At 65.4% G+C, this 19449-nt stretch carries 13 protein-coding genes and 3 tRNA genes; 3 read left to right on the plus strand and 13 right to left on the minus strand.

All coding sequences use genetic code 11. The features are described from left to right. The 13 genes from ACIRA7_RS06690 to ACIRA7_RS06750 all read right to left on the minus strand — a co-directional run bounded on the left by ACIRA7_RS06690 (position 1) and on the right by ACIRA7_RS06750 (position 18672). Complete coding sequence (locus tag ACIRA7_RS06690) at positions 1 to 708, minus strand: outer membrane beta-barrel protein (protein ID WP_396220073.1); 708 nt, start codon at positions 706 to 708, stop codon at positions 1 to 3. Continuing rightward, the gene (locus ACIRA7_RS06695; protein WP_396220074.1) at positions 705 to 1811 is read right to left on the minus strand and encodes a PorV/PorQ family protein; all 1107 of its coding nucleotides are present in this window, start codon (positions 1809 to 1811) and stop codon (positions 705 to 707) included. Before ACIRA7_RS06695 ends, ACIRA7_RS06690 begins: the two co-directional genes overlap by 4 nt. 10 nt (positions 1812 to 1821) lie before the next feature. After that, positions 1822 to 6219 carry a hypothetical protein gene (locus ACIRA7_RS06700; protein WP_396220075.1) on the minus strand — a complete coding sequence of 1466 codons (4398 nt, stop codon included), beginning with the start codon at positions 6217 to 6219 and terminating at the stop codon, positions 1822 to 1824. 2 nt (positions 6220 to 6221) lie between these two features. Continuing rightward, a complete protein-coding gene (locus ACIRA7_RS06705) occupies positions 6222 to 9335 on the minus strand; it encodes a TonB-dependent receptor domain-containing protein (protein ID WP_396220076.1) in 3114 nt (1037 codons plus the stop codon). A gap of 332 nt (positions 9336 to 9667) precedes the next feature. After that, on the minus strand, positions 9668 to 10687 hold the full coding sequence (locus ACIRA7_RS06710; protein ID WP_396220077.1) for a LytR/AlgR family response regulator transcription factor: 1020 nt from the start codon (positions 10685 to 10687) through the stop codon (positions 9668 to 9670). A gap of 267 nt (positions 10688 to 10954) precedes the next feature. Beyond that, positions 10955 to 11224: a F0F1 ATP synthase subunit epsilon gene (locus tag ACIRA7_RS06715; RefSeq protein ID WP_396220078.1), complete on the minus strand. Its 270-nt coding sequence runs from the start codon at positions 11222 to 11224 to the stop codon at positions 10955 to 10957. Between the two features lie 4 nt (positions 11225 to 11228). After that, positions 11229 to 12659 (minus strand): F0F1 ATP synthase subunit beta, encoded by a 1431-nt coding sequence (gene atpD / locus ACIRA7_RS06720; RefSeq protein ID WP_396220079.1) that lies wholly within the window; start codon positions 12657 to 12659, stop codon positions 11229 to 11231. Positions 12660 to 12684: 25 nt separating this feature from the next. Next, positions 12685 to 13554, minus strand: a complete 870-nt coding sequence (gene atpG, locus ACIRA7_RS06725; RefSeq protein WP_396220080.1) for an ATP synthase F1 subunit gamma — start codon at positions 13552 to 13554, stop codon at positions 12685 to 12687. A gap of 1 nt (position 13555) precedes the next feature. Next, positions 13556 to 15121 carry a F0F1 ATP synthase subunit alpha gene (gene atpA / locus ACIRA7_RS06730; RefSeq protein WP_396220081.1) on the minus strand — a complete coding sequence of 522 codons (1566 nt, stop codon included), beginning with the start codon at positions 15119 to 15121 and terminating at the stop codon, positions 13556 to 13558. Between the two features lie 386 nt (positions 15122 to 15507). After that, on the minus strand, positions 15508 to 16323 hold the full coding sequence (locus ACIRA7_RS06735) for a helix-turn-helix domain-containing protein (RefSeq protein ID WP_396220082.1): 816 nt from the start codon (positions 16321 to 16323) through the stop codon (positions 15508 to 15510). After that, positions 16323 to 16784 (minus strand): NUDIX hydrolase, encoded by a 462-nt coding sequence (locus ACIRA7_RS06740; RefSeq protein ID WP_396220083.1) that lies wholly within the window; start codon positions 16782 to 16784, stop codon positions 16323 to 16325. The genes ACIRA7_RS06735 and ACIRA7_RS06740 overlap by 1 nt, the downstream gene beginning before the upstream one ends. A 67-nt stretch (positions 16785 to 16851) precedes the next feature. Further along, positions 16852 to 17649 carry an ABC transporter ATP-binding protein gene (locus tag ACIRA7_RS06745; protein WP_396220084.1) on the minus strand — a complete coding sequence of 266 codons (798 nt, stop codon included), beginning with the start codon at positions 17647 to 17649 and terminating at the stop codon, positions 16852 to 16854. 135 nt (positions 17650 to 17784) lie between these two features. Beyond that, positions 17785 to 18672, minus strand: a complete 888-nt coding sequence (locus ACIRA7_RS06750; RefSeq protein ID WP_396220085.1) for an RNA polymerase sigma factor RpoD/SigA — start codon at positions 18670 to 18672, stop codon at positions 17785 to 17787. Between the two features lie 294 nt (positions 18673 to 18966). Here ACIRA7_RS06750 and ACIRA7_RS06755 point away from each other — a divergent pair. The 3 genes from ACIRA7_RS06755 to ACIRA7_RS06765 all read left to right on the plus strand — a co-directional run bounded on the left by ACIRA7_RS06755 (position 18967) and on the right by ACIRA7_RS06765 (position 19247). Beyond that, a tRNA-Ala gene (locus tag ACIRA7_RS06755) sits at positions 18967 to 19039 on the plus strand. 42 nt (positions 19040 to 19081) lie between these two features. Further along, positions 19082 to 19154, plus strand: a tRNA-Gly gene (locus tag ACIRA7_RS06760). Between the two features lie 19 nt (positions 19155 to 19173). Beyond that, positions 19174 to 19247 (plus strand) — tRNA-Val (locus tag ACIRA7_RS06765). Positions 19248 to 19449 lie beyond the last annotated feature (202 nt).

The raw sequence follows: 19449 nt of genomic DNA on the forward strand, positions 1-19449 counted from the left end.
TTATCTCCCCCCGCCAACGCCGCCGGGGATGTACCGGAAGCCAAGCGTGAACATGGTGTTCAACGCGGTCTTCTTCGCCGCAGGAGGCGTCGGGAAGTCTTCCGGGAACGGTTGAATGAGTTCGGTACGGTCACGCGCCGGATTCAGGAAATTGCGATCATAGCCTTGGTACTGTACGGCCCGCACGTCGAATTGCAGGCCGGACTGTTCGCTGAGCTTGATCCAGACGCCGGTGCCACCGGTAAAGGAGACGTCGTTGTTGCGCGTCTCCTTGCCGTTGACCTGCGCGTCGAGAATCATGACGTAGGTGCCGGCACCGGCCATGACGAACGGCGCCACCTTCTTGCCCGGATAGCGCAGCGTGGCCGCAAGCCCGATGTTCACCGTGTTGACCGGCTGCCCCACGTATTGGTAGCGGACCGAATCACCACCAGCCACGGCCGCTTGACCGAAACGCAGGCGCGTGAGGAAGTCTTCCTTGGTGGTGCTCCCTCGCGACACGTCGACGGTGGTACCGATGCCCAGATACTTGGACAACGCGTACTCCGCGTCGAGACCGATCAGCGCCGCCGGATCGAGGCTGGCGGCCCGCTCGGCCTGAAGGATGCCAAGACGCGTGGTGACCGTGAACTGCTTCGGCGCGACCTGCGCGCCGAGGCTCGCTGCGGTCAGCGCCAAGGCGGCGAGAATGCTTGCAGCGCGGTTCATCGACCCACCTCGAACGAGAAGATCTGAATGTTCTGGAGCGCGCCGGCCGACTCGAACGAGTAGTCGAAGCGGACGTTACGTCCCTTCGCCGGGAGGCGGAGACCGAAACCACCGGCCAGTCCGACCGGCGTGTCGGTGCCACGATCGCGATCGTCGTTGTACACGCGCTTGCCACCGCGCACGAACAGGATGTTGCGATAGCCGTACTCGAGACCGATCGCGTACTGCGTCGTGAAGTCGGTGGACTCGTTCACGGCGACTTCGGCGTTGAGCGTGTTTTTGCCGCTACCCTTGCCGAGGAGCGAGTTCGCTGAGCCCAGCAGGTCGGAGGCGAGCGACAGGCGGAACTCGACCGGCAACTCAACCTGTGACGTGTACAGCGACACGCGACGGTTGTCGCTGAAGGTGCCGCGGTCGGCCGTGCTGATCACGCGGGTGATCAGCGCGCCCGACGAACGGGCGGTGGGACCGACGTTCGAGATCGAGCCACCGAGCGTGAGGCCGTAGAGACCGGTGTTGAACTGGGTGCCGATGTCGGCCGCGACCCATTTCGTGCCAGCATCCGGGATGCCTTCGCTGATGTACTTGATCTGACCGCCAACCTGCAGGCGATCGGTGAGGCGCTTGGCGTACCCGATGCCGACCACCGTGGAGGTCCACTGGAAGAAGTTGCCACCCAGTCGATCACCGAACGGATTGAGCTCCGTGGTGCGCTTGATGTCACCCGAGCTCAGCGTGTTGAAGTGCACGCCGAGGTTGCCGCCCAGCGCGGGAATCGAGAGCGCGGCATACGTCTGGCCGAGCCCGAGATCGCCGTACAGGTTCTGGCGACCGGCAACCGCCGAGAACGACTCGGAGGTGCCGGCACCGGCCGGGTTGGAGAACCAGGCCAACGGACCGTTGACGGAGGCGGCGGTGGCGTTGGCCATCGCGCCGCTCCGTGCGCCGACGCCGATGTGGAGGAAGTTGGCGCCACGCGTACCCTGACGATTCGGGGTATCCGCAGGCGTAGGAAGTAGTCCACCGGGCCCCTGGGCACGAACGGTCGTGCCCAGAAGCAGGGTGGCGGCGCCGAAGGCGCCGATGAGCCGGGTGATTTGCATCGCTGCTCCCTTAGCGGATGATCACGAACTTGCCGCGCTGCACCTGATTCTTTCCAGCCGAGCCGGTGGCAGTGAGCACGTAGATGTAGAGACCTGACGTCATGTCAGTGCCTTCGCGCGTGCGAAGGTTGAACGGCAGGTCACCAGAGGTCGAGTTGTTACCCGCGTAGGTCAGGTCGCTCTTCGTCCAGGTGAGTTCCTGGAGGAACTGGCCGGATACCGAGTACACCCGCAGCACGCCTTCTTCCGGCACGTTGGTGAAGTAGATGCGCGGCACCGCAAGACGCCCGCCGTCGACCCCATCGTTGTCCGAGCGCACGATGTACGGATTCGGCACCACCGAGACCTTGGCCAGATCGGCCTTGGTGATCTCGGACTTGATGCTGAACGGCGTGGCGACGAGCTGGATGCTCGACCGCGCATCGAACGTGCGCGTGAGTTCGAACGCCTGCCGCCAGGTCGGCTCGATCGGCGCATAGCCGCCGGCCGTCGTGGCGCCGCGCGTGTTGATGGCGAGCGGGTTGCAGCTGTTCTGGTCGATCGTGGCGGCGGGACGGACGCCCGTACCGTTCACACCACCGGTGCAGGCCACCAGGAACTTGTTCAGGCCAACGGAGTCGGCGAGCACGGGGATCGTGCGGAAGCCGTTGGACCCGTCGGCCTGCATGACGACCACGCGAGTGGTGCCGAGGAGCACCGTGCTGTCCTTCTCCACCTTCTGGAGCACGATCAGCGTATCGCCCGGCATCCACAACGAGTCGGGGACCGCGACACGCACCGTGTCGTTGCCCGAGCCGAGGAGTCGCGTGTTGCCGACACCACCCTGCGCGAACGTCTGGCGGGCGAGCATGGCGAACTTGACCGGCTCTTCACGACCGCCGACCGGGTCGGTGAACTTCATGGTGAACGGCACGCGAACGCGCACCAGCGGCCGGGTCGCCGTGGCACCGACGAGCGTGGCAACGGCGGCCGACGTTTCGGTGGTCGTCGTGGCTTTCGAGGCCACCTCGACCAGCGCCGTGGTCACGGCCGACTGTAGATCGGCGACCGGATCGAGCTTGAACGCCTTGGCGCCCCACGGATCGGTGAGCCACGTGAGCTCGTAGCGACCACCCTTGATGCGCTTGTTGCCGACCAGCGGACCAGTGGTCGCCGTGGTGAAGTTGCCCTGCACCTGCGGCACGAACTGACGCGCATTGCCGGAGAGCGTATCGCCGTTCGTGCGGAGCACGAAATTCCGATCGCGCGACACGTTGCCCGACAGGCGCTCGGTGCGGAAACCGTTGGCCGTGTTCGACGAGTCGTCCGGCTGAGCCGTGAAGCCGGGGTACAGCGGCGAGCCGACCTGGTCACGGACCTGGTTGCCGCCGTTGGTGCCGTACGGGTCGTTGATCGCGAAAATCGGCTTGTTGTCACCGGTCACCCAGACGTAGCCGGGGTAGCTGGCCGGGGACGTGATCGTGTCGACGAAGACACGCGACGCGCCGGTGAAGCCGCGCGCGGTTCCGGCGAGCAGCGTGGTGCCCAGACGAACCGGGATGTCACCGGTGGTCGTGAACGACTGCTCCTTGGCCACGAAATTCGTGGTGGCCGGCCCCGTGGGCGAGGTGGTCGCATTCGGCAGCACCCAGCGGGCACTGATGGTCGACGAGACCGCACGGGTGACCGTGTCCTGCACCTTGCGCACGATGAACTGGTTGCCGAATACGAGGCGCGACGTACCGGTCACGCTGTTCGAAACGGCCTGCACCAGCACGGGCTGGGTGGAGTTACCCACCACCGTGGAGGTGTCGATACGGGCGAACTGACGCCCGGCGGCGTTCGTGATCGGGGCGTACACCGTGAGCGATGCCGGGCCCGACGTGGCAAACGACGAGTTGATCGTGTCGCGCGGGAATCCGAAGGCGTCCTGCGCGTTGGTGATGTAGAGACCACGGCCCGGGAGCGAGTCGACGATACGGAAGTAGTCGTCGGAGAAGCCGCGAGTACGGGTCACAAATACATAGTTGTACGTGCGGCCGGCCTGCAGATTCTCGTTGAAGTTCGCGACCTGCGGGACGCCCTTCAGGTAATTCACCGTGGCGACCGGGCGCCATCCGAACGCGGGAATGGCGGCGTCGATGGCGCGCGTGGGCGCCGACGTGCACGTGCCCGCGTTGCCGGTGGTGTTGGTGAACGTCGTGCCGCCATCGCACGACTTGAACAAGTAAACCGAGCTCAGATTGTCATTCGCCCGCGCCCGGAGCGAATCGAGCAGCGTGGGATTGAGTCGCAGGATACGTCGCGTGGCGACATCACCAGCGAGCGAGTCGGCCCGCAGCTTGTTCACCAAGCCGACCATGTACGGATCGACCGGATTGATATTCGGATACCGAATCACGATCTGCGATCCGATCGACGTCGCGGCGCCGCCGGTGAGCGAGTCGACCAATTCGGCCGAATTGATCGTGTACGACAGCCCCGCCTTCACTGCCGGGTACGCGATCGGCTGCGGTCCAGCGTAGTTGGTGAGGTAGGCTTCGGTGAGGCCTTCGATCGCCTTGCGGGTGGTCACGGAATCCGGGTTCCAGGAGAAGGCCCACAGGAACTGCGTGGTGTCCCCCGCCTTCAGCTTGAACGGACCAGCCGTGATCGTGCCGAGAATGTTGCCGTACTCGTTGCGATAGCCGCCCACGATGGTGTCGGAGTAGATCCCGTGGCAGCCGAGCGAACCACAGCCCGGCACCGAGATCGTGTCCTGCACGCCGTCGTTGTTGTAGTCCCACCGGCCGAACGGCTGCCCGTTTCTGGGATTGGTGGTACCGCCCGGCACGAACTTCGGGAACTTCACACCGGCCGGCGTCGCGGGGAGCGAGCCGGTCCAGTCTTCCGGCGTGACCATGCCGACGAAGTTGTTGATCGTGAAATCCGACGGATTCCGCCCGTCGAGGAAGTCGTCTTCCTTGGACGCCAGATAGCCGAACGCGGAACGGGTGGAGCGGTTGATCGCCTGACCCGCACGGCCGACGGAGCCGGGGTGCGAGTGGTTGAACGTGATCGTATCGTCGGCGAGCGGGCTGGCCGGGTTGTAATACGGATCGGCCGGGTTGCGCGTGAAGCGCTTGTTGCGCACGTCACCCAAGGGCGACTTGAGCCACGTCATGCTCCACACACCGGCCTGGAAGGCAGCCGTCGACTGACAGCCACCGAGCGTGGAGTTGAGATAGCGCTTCGGGTACGACGTGCTGCAGTTGCCGCTGGTACCGGCCTTCGACGCCAGAATCGTGTTCGTGCTGAAATCGAAGTACGGCGACAGGTACTGGAGGCCGTCGGTGACCGCGAGGAAGCCCGGGGTCGTGCCGAAGTATAACGAATCGTAGTCGATGCCCGTGCCGTACACGGCGGCCGACTTGTTGACCATCTGCACCTGATAGAATTGCGTGTTGCGCGTGGCCGGCGAGGCGAACTGGTAGCTGTCCACGCGGAGCTCGAGGCCCAACGGGTAGCCGCCGTCGAGCGGCGTGCCCGAACCGCCCGGCACGATGCCGCCGTAGCGGAGCTTCTGCTCACGATAGTAATCGGAGATGAAGCCGTACACGCTCTGCGTACCCAGGAACTGCGTCGCATCGAGGCGCGCAGCCGGGATACGCCAGTCATCCCAGCGGAACGTGCTCTTGTTCGCGTTGAACGTGTTGAGCCACACCGAATCCTGCACCACCAGCTTGCCGCGGAAACCCTCGGAGCCCCAGGTGTCCGGGCAGTCCTTCTGCGCCAGCAGTGAGAAGCCGGTGGTCGTGTACACGTTGCCGTCGGCTCGGCAGGACGACCCGTCCTGCGCCGTGACACCGGCAAAGCTCTTGCCGAACTGGGCGTCGGCGGCGCCCCACTTGCGGCTGGACGAGACGAGCGTTTCCCACGTGAGCGACGTGTAGCCGAGCGTACCGGTCATGTTGTTGATGCGCGGATTCACCACGCGGATCTTCCGGAATTCCGTCGGTGGCGCCGCCACCACGAAGCCCATCTGGAAGAACACGTGAAATTGGCCTGCCGTGGGGCTGACCGCGCGCGCGCCGAAGGCGATGTCGCCCTGATTCTGCGCGACCGGACCGCCTTGGCTGGCGATGGCGGCACGGTAGGTGCCGCTCATACGGAGCGTACCGAACGCGAGGTCTTCCGCCGCGAACAGGTCGAACCCGTTGGTGGCGGGAATGGGGATCTGACGGATCGTGCCGTCGGGCAACATCTCGTCGAGATGGTTGACCTTGGCCTGCGTGGCGCGCTGCGCCTCCGCGATGGCGGGCGCGATGGTGGACAGGCCGGCCAGCACGGCGAGGGTACCCAGGGCGCGCGAGACTCCGCGCGCCCGGAGGCCCTGAGGCTGTCGGCGGGAATTATTGGTAGTGAAACCCATGAGGTTTACGCCGTCCATGCTCAGAAGTTGACCGACAGGCCGGTGGAGATGCTGCGACGCGCCCCGATGAACTCGGGCTGGTCGAAGGCGGTCGAGGTATTGTCGCCGGCGTTGCCGATACGACGGTTCGCGAAGTCACGCAGACCGGCGTCGCAGGTGCCCGTGTTGTTGAAGACCTGCACGCAGTTCTTGCGGTCGAGCAGGTTGTTCACGCGCAGGAAACCCGAGTAGCGCAGGTTGCCGATGCGGAACGCCTTGTCGAGCAGCAATCCCACATCCTGCGTGGACGGCTGACGCGCCGAGTTCACTTCACCCTGATTGTTCAGGCCGATCTGGCCCGCCGCCGCGCCGCGGAGTGGCGTGTACGGAATGCCCGACGTGATGTTGTAGGTGAGCGAGCCGCTGAAGTTCTTGAGCGCCTTGCCGAGGCCGAGCGGCAGTTCCGGTGCGTCGTTCCCGACACGATAGAACAGCTGCACGTTGAGGCGCTGCGGCTGGTCGACATCGGTGAGCGTTTCGATGTTCTGTGCACGGAGTGCTTCATCGGTACGCGACACTTCGTTGGCGCGATCGGGCGGCCGCGAGTTCGTGGTGGAACGCGAGAGGCCGTAGTTGATGTCGTAGCCCCAGCGATCGGCGAGGCGACGACGGAAAGCCACTTCCACACCGCGCGACGACAGGAAGTCGCCGTTCACGATGATGTTGTACGTGGGGAAGGCGCCGGCGTACGTGCTGCCGATGTCCTGGGCGGCGCGGCTGCTGCGGATACCGGTGAGGCCGGTTTCCGAGCGGCTGAACACGGCCACCTGAATCGAGTAGTTCTTGCCGACTTCACCGGAGTAGCCGACTTCGAACTGCTTGGCCTGCTCGAGGCGGAGGCTCGGATTACCCACGAACGTCGGGTTATCGGGCTGCAGATTCGGCGTGCATTCGCTCGTGCCGGGCTTGATCTGTCCAGCGGCGCAATAGTTGTCGCCGGCGCCGGCCGTGGTGCCGATACCCGTGTTGCGATACGTGTTGCCGTACAGCGGGACCATGGTGTAACGGCCGCCGTTGAAGAACACCTGCGACTTCTCGGTGAGCGGGAAGGCCACACCCACGCGCGGGCTGAACGCCGTGCGGGCGGGCGACTCGCGGAAGTCATCGAGCTGCGCGATCGCCGTGGCCGTGTCGAGCAAACGGGCGCGCTGCGTCTTGGGGTCGATCGGCGAGGCAGCGCAACCGGCGAGGCCATAGGGCTGGCCGGCCGCGTTGAGCAGCTGCTTGCCACCGACCGAGGCACCGGCGCACACCTCACGCGCCGTGGTGCCGTTCGACGGATCGAACGGATTGGCCAGCGCCTGACCGCGGGCACGGCCGTAGTCGAAGCGACCACCGAGCTTGATCGTGATGAAGTCGTACTCGATCACACTCTGGATGTACGCCGCGGCTTCGATCGGCTTGCCGCGATACACCTGATACACGTTGTTCTTGATGCCCGACGTCGTGCTGGCATCCTGCTGCACATCGCTGTACACGAAGTCGTGGTTCACGAACTGCGCGCCGATCTGGATGTTGTTGTGATCGGTGAGCTGCGACTGGAGGTCGGCCTTGACGGTGCGCGTGGTGTACTGCTCACCGCCATAAATGCCCGACGCGATACCCTGATACGGGACGCGGTCGCAACCGGTAAAGCCGCCGCAGATCGACAGGAACGACTGGTCGAAGTTGCCGTAGGCGAACGGCCCCGGGATACACGTGCCGAGAAACACGGCGCAGGTGGTGCGCTCGAAGTCGGTCTGGGCGACACGCACGGTGAGGTTGGAACGACCGAAGCGCTGTTCGAGCGAACCGATGAGCAGCTTGCCCTGGTCGCGCACCGACGGCTGAATCAGATCACGCGACGCGCGATTGTCGCCGCCGGTGAGCGCGAACAACGAGTCGGTGCGGTTGTTCACGAGCGCCAGCGGATCGCCACGGTAGGCGAAGAAGTAGCGACGGTCGTAGCCGCGGTTCTGACGCTCGGAGCCGACGGCGGTGAACTTGATCGTGGTGTTGTCGAACGGCAGGAACGTGAGCTTGCCGACCACCGACGAATTCTGCGTGCCGCCGAACGCCTGAAAGCCCGGCACGAGGTCCTTGGTGGACACACCGAGGATATCGCCCAGTACAAGCGGGGCGTTGGCCGTGTACACATCCTGGTCGAACTCCAGCACGCGCTGGGCTTGGCTCTGCACCTGCCCCGACACCGAGTAGCGCAGCTTGTTCTTCGTGCCCGGCACCGGGCCCGAGAGGTAGCCGCGAAGCAGATTCAAGCCGAGCAACTTGTCCTGCTGCGTGTTGAACAGACTGCCCGGGAGCGTCGAGTTCTGAAAGTCGATGGCGCCCGACACTTCCGAGCCGCCTTCACGCACCGCTTGGTTGATGACGCCGGCCAGCGCGTTGCCGTACTGCGGCTCCATCGCACCACGCTGAAAGTCCACCTGCTGCACGGCCAAGGCGCTCATGCCGACAGCATCGTTGCCGAAGAGCGGGTTATTGATGGCAATGCCGTCGATCATCGACAGCGTGGCACCGCCGCGGCTGCCGCGAACGCGCAGCGCCGGCGTGGTGCTGCGCTGTTCTTCCGCCAACGACACCACCGAGGTGTTCTGCGGGACTTCCGTGAAGCCCTGCTGCAGCGCGAGCACACCGGCGATGCTGGTGACCGGCAATGACGTGATCTGCTCGGCGGTGACCGTAGTCCGGGAACCGACCTGCCCGCGCTCCACGAGCGGGGCCACGTCGGCCTGCACCGTAATGGCCGCCAACGTCTGGTTCGACGAGCGCAGTTTGAAGTTCTGTTCGCGCGTCGCGTCGATGGCGATCGTGACGTTCGTGGCGGTCACGCTCTGGAAACCGAGGCGACGGGCCTGAACCGAATAGGATCCGGGAGGAACCTGAATGATGAAATAGCGGCCGCTGGCATTCGTATTCGAACCCAGCGTTGTCCCTTGAACAACCACCGCAACGCCCTCGACGGGCTTGCCTGTCTCCGCATCGGTCACCACACCGGTCAGCTTACCGGTCTGTGCCTGGGCGGCGGTGATCGGCGCGGCAAGTGCCACGCCCAGGACCGTCGCGATAAACCACAAACGACGTCCGAAAGCCCTCATCTGCTCCTCCGGGAGGCTAGTACTGCGGGACAACGTCTCGCCGGGGTAACCGGGCTGAAACGTCTGCAACGCCAAGCCGGAGGCCGACGGCAACCTGTGGAGAGGCCGAGGGTCCCGACATGGCACTGGACAACGCCGACGCAGGGGCGCGGCGGCGGGAAAACACGTGGGTCGGGGACCACAGGGGAGGCCACGTGAACGCCGTCGGCTCAGTCTCGAGCGGACTCGCGGCACGGGCGCCGTCGCGTCAAGCTAGTAGGCAGCGTTTGACTGTCAATCGCCGCGCCGTGCAGCCTCGGCCGGTGGTATGCGGTTGGGACGAACGGCGGCGATCAGCGCACGCGCGTCCGGTAGGTCCTCGACAAGCGCAGCGTGGACCCGTTGCCGAGCATCAACAAGCCGTCCCCGCCGGGAAGCGGCGTCATCTCCCGGACGCGATCCATGTTGACGACCATGCGCCGATGAATGCGGACGAACTGCCGCGGATCGAGCGCGGCCTCGATGGCCGTGATGGTACCGCGGGTGCGGTACTTTTCGCCCGCCGCATGCACGAGGATGTAATTCCCGTCGGCCTCGAACCAGTCGACCGCGGCCAGCGGCACAAAGCGAGTGCGACGACCCTCGCGCACCAGCACGCGGAGCGGACGGGCATCGCTCTGGCCCGAGGCGGCACGGCCGCCATCATCCTGGGTGAGATCGAGCACGGGCGCGTCGGCGTCGTCCCGAGTCAGGCGGGCGGACACGGGCTCCGAGCCGCGGGGAGCACGCCACGGCGTGGACGGAATGAACGTCCCGGTGGCATGCCGGTTGCCCCGTTTGCGCCCAGCGGCTTCCACTGCGGTGTCGTGACCCGTCCCGACCCCGCGGCCGTTCGAGTGGCCGTCGCCGCCCCCGCGCGAGAAGAGCGCCCCGAGATCCGTATGGCCCGAAGCACTCGCTTCGCCGATCAGGCGCTGCAATTCGTCGGCGGTGCGCAGCAAGGCCACCTGCAGCACCTGCTGACGCGCGCGCGCGAGCGCATCCCGCAAACGCTCGGCCACCACGGGTACCGGCACGAAGTCGGTGGCCTGGAGCTCGAAGGCCCGCACGGCATCCTCCTCACGCGCCGACGTGAACACGATGGCGGTGGGACGCTCGGACGGCGCGAGCGAGTGCACGAAGGCGAAGCCGGACATGTCGGCCATCTCGGCACCGACCAGCGCGATGTCGGGAAGGGGGCGAAGCGCGGCTCTCGCCGACTGGGCATCGGCGTGGAACCCAAGCACCGACGCGTCGAGCGAGGCTGTCAGATGGGCCAGCTGTTCGGGCAGTGACGCCGGAACCCGACCGAGAACTACGACACGGAGAGCCATGACTGTTGGTGAAAACGCGAGCGAACAGACTGCGATCACGACCACGGCGTCGGCAACTGCCGGACGACAGTGCACGCCGGGGGCGCCAGTGTGTGTACGGACCACGACGTGCGGACGTTGCGACCAACAACGAAATCGTTCCGAAGTCCGTGCGCGAATCCCCGTCAACACAACACGCGGGACATGGTGTGAGCCATGCCCCGCGTGTCTCGTTCGTGTGTGCCGGTCGTGCGTACGCAGCCGCGAGGCGGCCGGAAAGACGCGCGGTTAGCCCGCGGCGATTGCGGACGCGTGCTCCGTCACGACGCGGACCTGATCGTCGATGATCTGCAGAAAGCCCCCCTCGATACCGAAGCGCTTTTCGCCCTCGGCGGTATCGAGACGCAGCGTGCCTTTACCGAGCAGCGTCATGAGCGGTGCGTGCATCGGCATGATGCCCATCTCGCCGTCGAACGCCGGCGCGATGACCCCCCGCGCCGTGCCCTCGAAGAGCACGCGCTCGGGAGAGATCACCGACACCTTGAGTGAGTCGCTCATGCGATCAGCTCTGGAACTTCTTCGCGTTGACGACGACGTCGTCGACGCCACCGGCCATGAAGAACGCCTGCTCGGGCAGGTTGTCGAACTCACCGGCGCAGATGCGCTCGAACGAGGAGATGGTTTCCTCGAGCTTCACGTACTTGCCGGGGATGCCCGTGAACTGCTCGGCGACGGCGAACGGCTGCGACATGAAGCGCTGCAGACGGCGCGCACGGCCCACGATCTTCTTGTCGTCTTCGGACAGTTCGTCCATGCCAAGGATCGCGATGATGTCCTGGAGCTCCTTGTACCGCTGCAGGATGCGCTGCGTCGTGGTCGCCGCGTTGTAATGGCGCTCGCCGATGTACTGCGCGTCGAGGATGCGCGACGTGGAGTCGAGCGGGTCCACGGCGGGATAGATGCCGAGCTCCGTGATCTTACGGTTGAGCACGACCGTGGCATCCAAGTGCGCGAACGCCGTGGCGGGCGCCGGGTCGGTCAAGTCGTCGGCCGGCACGTAGATGGCCTGCACCGACGTGATCGAGCCGTTGCGCGTGGAGGTGATGCGCTCCTGCAGTTCGCCCATTTCCGTGGCGAGCGTGGGCTGATACCCCACGGCGCTCGGCATGCGGCCCAGCAGCGCGGACACTTCCGAACCGGCCTGCGTGAAGCGGAAGATGTTGTCGACGAACACCAGCACGTCGGCGTTCTCGACGTCGCGGAAATACTCGGCGACCGTGAGACCGGCGAGCGCAACACGGAGACGGGCTCCCGGCGGCTCGTTCATCTGGCCGTAGATCAGCGCGACCTTGTCGAGAATGCCCGCTTCCTGGAATTCGAGATAGAGGTCGTTGCCTTCGCGCGTGCGCTCACCGACGCCGCAGAACACGGACTTACCGCCGTGTCCCTTCGCGACGTTGTTGATGAGCTCCTGAATGATGACGGTCTTGCCGACGCCGGCGCCGCCGAAGAGTCCGATCTTTCCACCCTTCACGAACGGGGCGACGAGATCGACGACCTTGATGCCCGTTTCGAAGACTTCCGTCTTCGGGAGCAGGTCGACGAAGTCGGGACGCTTGCGGTGGATGGGCCAGCGCAGCGCGTCCGCGGGGATCGCGGCACCTTCGTCGATCGGTTCGCCGAGCACGTTCAGAATACGGCCGAGTGCGGGCGCACCGACGGGCACGGTGATGGCGCCGCCGGTGTCGACCACAGCCATGCCTCGCGTGACGCCGTCGGTGCTCGACATGGCGACGGCGCGGACCTGATTGCGACCGATGTGCTGCTGCACTTCGGCGGTCACGGAGATCACCTGTCCATCAGGTGCCGTGCCTTCCACCCGCACCGCGTTGTACAACTCGGGCAGATGATCGTTTTCGAAGGCCACGTCGATAACGGGGCCGATAACCTGAATGATCTTGCCGACAGTGGTCGGCGCGGCAGTGGTAGCCATGGGACTCTATGTGGAGATAGGGAAATCAGCCCTGCAGTGCCGATGCGCCGCCGACGATTTCGGCGATTTCCTGCGTGATCTGCGCCTGCCGCGCGGAGTTGTACGTACGCTTGAGCAGTTGCAGCATCTCGGTCGCGTTGTCGGTGGCGTTCTTCATCGCCGTCCGACGCGCGCCCTGCTCGCCCGCGGCCGTTTCCACGAGCGCCCGGTAGACGGTGTTGCGCACATACAACGGCAACAGCGCTTCGAGGATCTCGTCGGCCGACGGTGCGAGGATGAAATCGCGCGACAGCCCCGAACCGGTGCTCGTCGGGGCCACGACCGGCAGCACCTGTTCGGTGGCCGGCGGCGTGGAGAGCGCGGACTTGTACTTCGCGTAGGTCACATGCACCGCATCGAGATCGCCCAACGCGAAGCGCGTCATGAGCGTGTCGATGACCGATGTGGCATCGGCCGACGTCGGCTTGTCGCTGATATCGGCGCGCTGCGACGCGAGATCGCGCCCCAGATATTTGAAGAAGCCGATGCCCTTCCGACCGACGATGTGCAGCTCGACGCTGGCGCCCTTCCCTTCCAGCTCGGCGAGCCGCGCGCGCGCCTCGCGCAGCAGGTTGGTGTTGAACGCGCCGCACAGGCCGCGATTGGCCGTGAGCACCACCAGCGCCACCTGCTTCACCTGCGCCGGGCGGCGGAGGAGCGGAAAGCGCTCCGCCAATTCCGGCGTATACACGTGCGACAGCACCTCGCCAAGCGCCAACGCGTACGGACGCGCCGACGACACGCGATCCGCCGCGCGCTTCATCTTGGAGGTAGCGACCATTTCCATCGTGCGCGTGATCTTGCGCGTGTTCTCGACGGACTTGATGCGCCCCTTGAGTTCGCGGCCTTTGGCCATCTTACAGGCTCTTGGAGTACTGCTCGATGCCGCGCTTCAGCTCCGCTTCCATCTCCTTCGAAAGCGCCTTGCTGGTGCGGACCGTGTCGGCGACCTGCGGGAACTGCGCGCGCATGAACTCGAGGAATCCCTTCTCCCACGCGCGCACCTTGGCCGTCTCGATCGCGTCGAGGAGGCCGTTGGTCACCGCGTAGATCACCATCACCTGTTCCTCGAACGGCATGGGCTGGTACTGCCCCTGCTTGAGGATTTCCACCGTGCGCGCCCCGCGCTCCAGCTGGCGCTTCGTGGCAGCATCGAGGTCCGACGCGAACGCGGCGAAGGCTTCGAGTTCGCGGAACTGCGCGAGGTCGAGGCGGAGACGGCCGGCCACGCTCTTCATGGCCTTGGTCTGGGCCGAGCCACCGACGCGCGACACGGAGATACCGACGTTCACGGCCGGGCGGATGCCGGCGTTGAAGAGGTCCGTTTCCAGGAAGATCTGTCCGTCGGTGATCGAGATGACGTTGGTCGGGATGTACGCCGAGACGTCGCCGGCCTGCGTTTCGATGATCGGGAGCGCGGTGAGCGAACCACCCGGCTTGAGGATCGTCTTGCCATCGACCACGCCGTCGTCTTCGCGCAGCTTGGCCGCGCGCTCGAGGAGACGGCTGTGGAGATAGAACACGTCACCCGGATAGGCTTCACGGCCCGGCGGACGACGAAGCACGAGCGACAGCTGACGATAGGCCGCGGCCTGCTTGGACAAGTCGTCATACACGCACAACGTGGGCTTGCCCTCGTTGTACATGAAGTACTCGGCCATCGCACACCCCGAGTACGGCGCGATGTAGAGCATCGGCGCCGGATCGGAGGCCGAGGCGGCCACAATGATGGTGTATTCGAGCGCGCCGGCCTGACGGAGGCGTTCCACGACCGTCGCGATCGTGGAGGCCTTCTGGCCGATCGCGACGTACACGCAGATCACGCCCTGGCCCTTCTGATTGATGATCGTGTCGATCGCCACGGCGGTCTTGCCCGTGGAGCGATCGCCGATGATGAGCTCGCGCTGTCCGCGGCCGATCGGGATCATGGAGTCGATGGCCTTGATGCCCGTCTGCATGGGCTCCTTCACCGGCTGCCGCACGATGATACCCGGGGCGGGCGACTCGACCTTGCGGAACGAGGTGGTGCGGATCTCGCCGAGACCGTCGATGGGACGGCCGAGGGGATCGACGACGCGACCGATCAGTTCCGGTCCGACAGGCACTTCCAGCACGCGGGCGGTGCGACGGACTTCATCGCCTTCCTTGAGCTGGAGGTAATCGCCGAGGATGACGGCACCGATGTTGTCCTCTTCGAGGTTCAACGCCATGCCGGTGATGACGGCCTTCGTTTCCGAGGCCGTGAACTCGAGCATCTCGCCGGCCATGACCTTGCCCAGGCCATAGACGCGGGCAATGCCGTCCTTCACTTCGAGGATGGAACCGACTTCCTCGACGTTGAGATCGGCGAGATCCGCCGCTTCAATTTCGCGGAGGAGGATGTCTTTGATTTCGCCGGGGCGCAGGGCGGTCTGGGTAGCCATGAGGCAGGGGCTTTATATGCGTGGTAACGATTCGGGGACAGCTTGTGAAAATTATCACAAGGGACGGGTCGGTGCAACCCGGCGGGGTGGGGCCGTTTGGGGGCTGGTCCGGCTCCGGCAACGGCAACGGCAACAGCAACGGCAACAGCAACAGCAACGGCAACAGCCGGAACACGGATCAACGGAAATCACGGAAACAACACGGATAAGCCCGCCTTACGGACAGACCCGGGTGACCGACGGGTTTGCTCTTGATGAAGAAACGCTTCTTGGGGAGGCGTCACGGAGACCAGTCGCCCAAACGGAGCAGATCCGTGTGGTTACCGTGTGATCCGTGGTCTCCGTGTTCTGGCTGTTGCGTGTGTCGTTCCTGTTACGGTTGCGGCCTAGTTGGCGGCCGGATCCCCGAACGCGGCCTGTCCGAAGCGTTCCAGCAGGTCGACCGCCCGGAGGCGGGACAGACTAGAGGCGCGGGCGCCGACGAGGCGCTGGGTGGTGCTGGAGAGATGCGACGAGCTGGCGAAGCCGAGCACCTGCGCCACGTCGCGTACGTCGTAGCCGGCGTTCTTGGACAGTTCGGCGGCGGCCAGTACCCGCACGAGGTCGATCACCCGTTTGAGGGTGGGCGCCCGCCCCACGGCAAAGCTGCGCGAGAGGTGCTCGCGCGACACGCTCAGTTCCTTCGCCAGCTGGTCGGTACGGACCGGGCGGCCGGCGCGACGCACCACACTTTGCCAAACGGCGATCTGCAGGGGGGTCTCGAGATGCAGCATGGCCGGCGGCTGCGAGAGCGCCCGCTCGAACCGACTGGAGAAGGCGCGACGGAGCACGAGTTCGCGGGCGACGCCGTCATCCACGCCTTCGACCAGCACGTCGGCCATCCCGGCATCGGCCGCCCGCGCCAGCAGGGGCGCATCGGCCGGCAACAGCGCGGTGATCAGCACGAACGGGAGGCTCGGAAACTCCTCGGCGCGCGAGACCAGGCGCTGGGCCTCGTCGCCGGCGCCGGCGTCGATGATCACGACGTCGACCAGCTCCTTCATGAGATACGCGTCGACGTCTGCCGCGCTCTTGGCGACGTGCACGTGCGCCCGCCGCCGCGGAAACGCCGTGCGCACCAGCGCCCGCGCCCGCTCACGCTTCAGGAGCGCGACGACGCAGAGGGATGGGGCGGCGCCGTCGGCGTTGGCTCGCGCCGCCATCAGCGGGCGGGCCGGTCGGGGTCGGCCGACGGGGCGTCGCCACGGATCATGGCATTGGCGCGCATCAGGACGTCACGGGCGTTGGCATACGAGACCAGCTTCGTGGCGACGTCGTAGGTGGCCCAACGACAGGCGGTGATCCCTTCGGTGCGCTGCGGCGTCGTGTCCGAGGCGTCGCTGCGCATGAGGTAGAAATGACACACCTTGTGCACGAGCCGTCCGCGGAAGCGGAAGAACCAGTCGATGGTCGCGATCACCCGGTCGAGCGCGACATCGTCGAGCCCCGTTTCCTCTCGCACCTCACGCAGGGCGGCGACATCGGGCGACTCGTCGGTTTCGAGATGGCCCTTGGGGAAGCCCCAGTTCTGGTAGCTGTCGCGAATGAGCAGGAACACCGGTTCGCCATCCTGCACGCGATACACGACGCCGCCCGCCGACGTTTCGAGCGTGGCGCGCCTCATGCGCTGCTCCGGATCCGGCGCCGTCGTCATGGCGTCGCTACCGGCGGATGCCGCACGAGCGCACGACTCAGCTCGCCGTCGCGGCGACGCCGCCAGCGACGCCAGTGGCGACGCCGATGAGCGGGGCGCTGCCTTCGAGCGTGGCGCGGCCTTCGATGAACTGCCGCACGAGCGGATCGCTGCTGTGCTGGATCTCGTCTACGGTGCCGACCGCCCGCACCTGCCCTTCGTAGAGCATGGCGATGCGCGTGCCGACGGTGTAGGCACTCCGCATGTCGTGCGTGATGACGATGCCCGTGACGCCCAGTTGCTCGCGCATGCGCACCATGAGGGCGTCGATGGTGGCCGAGGTGACCGGATCGAGCCCCGTGGTGGGTTCGTCGTACAGGATGTACTTGGGGCGCAGCGCGATGGCGCGGGCAATGCCGACGCGCTTGCGCATGCCGCCCGAGAGCTCGGCCGGCATCCGCCCCTTCACGTCGGGGAGGTCGACGAGCGACAGCGCTTCGTCCACGCGTGTGGTGATCTCCGACTCGCTGAGCTCCCCCTGCTTGCGCAGCCCCATGGCCACGTTCTCGCCGATGGTCATCGAGTCGAAGAGGGCGGCGAACTGGAACACGTAGCCGATCCGTCCGCGCAGGGCGTACAGGTCTTTGCGCGAGAGCTGGTCGACGCGCAACCCATCGACCCAGACCTCGCCCTCATCGGGCTCGAGCAGGCCGACGATGTGCTTGATCGCCACCGACTTGCCGGTTCCGGAATAGCCGATGATCACCATGGTCTCGCCTTCATTGACCTGAAGGGAGAAGCCGCGGAGCACCTGCTTGGGCCCGAACGCCTTGTGGATGTTCTTGAACTCGATCATGAGATCACAAATGTACCGTCAAAGTCCGGCGAAGGTAGGCGGGGAGCGCCGGGCAACGCGCAAAAGGGGCGCCCGATCGTCGGACGCCCCTCATTGCTGCGATCCCGCTGAACCGGGCTCGCTTCTGTTCGCCGATTACGCCGCGAAGCTGGAGAGCGCGCGCCCCACATCGCCTTCCCGGAGACGCTTGAGGGCCCGGTCCCGCAGCTGACGGACCCGCTCGCGGGTAACCCCCAGCATGCTACCGATCTCTTCGAGCGTGTGCTCGCGGCCGCCTTCGAGGCCGAAGTAGAGCCGGAGGACCTTGGCATCACGCGGCGGCAACGTGGACAGCGCCTGCTCGATCTCGTCGGTGAGGAAGCGGTTCATCGCCTCTTCTTCCGTGTCCGGCATTTCGTCGGCCACGAACCGCTCGATGAGCGAGCGATCGCCATCGGGATCCATCGGCGCATCGAGCCGCACGTCGCCCGTGTTGAGGGCGGCCAGCGACTGCACCACATCGACCGAGAGGCCGGTGACCTGCGCCAGCTCTTCGGGCGACGGCTCGCGGCGGAGCTTCTGCCGAAGGATTTCCGACGCCTTGATGATGCGCGACAGATCGGCGGTGCGATTGAGCGGGACGCGCACCGTGCGCCCCTGTCGGGCGAGCGACGACAGAATCGCCTGACGGATCCACCACACGGCATACGAGATGAACTTGACGCCCTGATCGGGATCGAACTTCCGCGCCGCCGTGAGCAGGCCGACGTTGCCTTCACCGATGAGATCGATGAGGGGCAAGCCGCGATTCTGATATTTCTTGGCGACCGAGATGACGAAGCGGAGGTTACGCTTGACGAGCTCCTGCAGCGCGTCCTGGTCACCGGTCCGGATTTTCTTGGCGAGCTCGATCTCTTCGGCCGCTTTCAGGAGCGGATACGTGCTGACTTCGTAGAGATACTGGTCGAGGATATCGCGCTCGGGTTCGCTGGGCGCGATGCCCGCGGGTGCCGCTCGACGGCGCTTCCGCTTGACGTCAGTCATGGCGTTCTATGAGACCTTGGGATGAGACAGCATCCCTGAAGGAGGAAACGAAAATGAACACGGCATGCCGATGAACGGCGACGCCGACCCGCCGGATCCCAACGTGCGGCGACATGGCCCTACCGGGGGTAGCCTTGCAAGATACGCCGATCGGAGTCTTTCGCCAGTGTGATCTCCGGAACTCTGCTTGACGCCGGACATACACCGCACTAGACTGCGCGTTCCTGATGCCCTCGCCGGCACGGTGCCACGGGAACGGGGTACGGTACGGCGGTGGCGCAGGAAGCCAGTTCCGGGGGCGTAGCTCAGTTGGGAGAGCGCTTGAATGGCATTCAAGAGGTCAGCGGTTCGATCCCGCTCGTCTCCACTCCGGTTGGTGTACGGATAGGCATCACGGTGCCGTCGGTCTGCGGGAATAGCTCAGTTGGTAGAGCACAACCTTGCCAAGGTTGGGGTCGCGGGTTCGAGTCCCGTTTCCCGCTTGTAGTACAACGGTGTCTTGGGTCGTTAGCTCAGTTGGTTAGAGCGCCACGTTGACATCGTGGAGGTCACAAGTTCGAGTCTTGTACGACCCATCTGTTGGACTGCTGGTGCTGGTGCTGGTGTAGGACAACCTGGGGAAAGCTCGTCGGTGCTGAGAGCATGCCTGATTCGCCAGGTTCCGGGACTCTCCGCGAGGAGAGGCTGTGCGGTGATCGTGGTGCATCGGAGTTCTGCGCCTATAGCTCAATTGGATAGAGCATCTGACTACGGATCAGAAGGTTGAGGTTCGAGTCC

Source organism: Gemmatimonas sp., assembly GCF_044376735.1.
Classification (GTDB): Bacteria; Gemmatimonadota; Gemmatimonadetes; order Gemmatimonadales; family Gemmatimonadaceae; genus Gemmatimonas.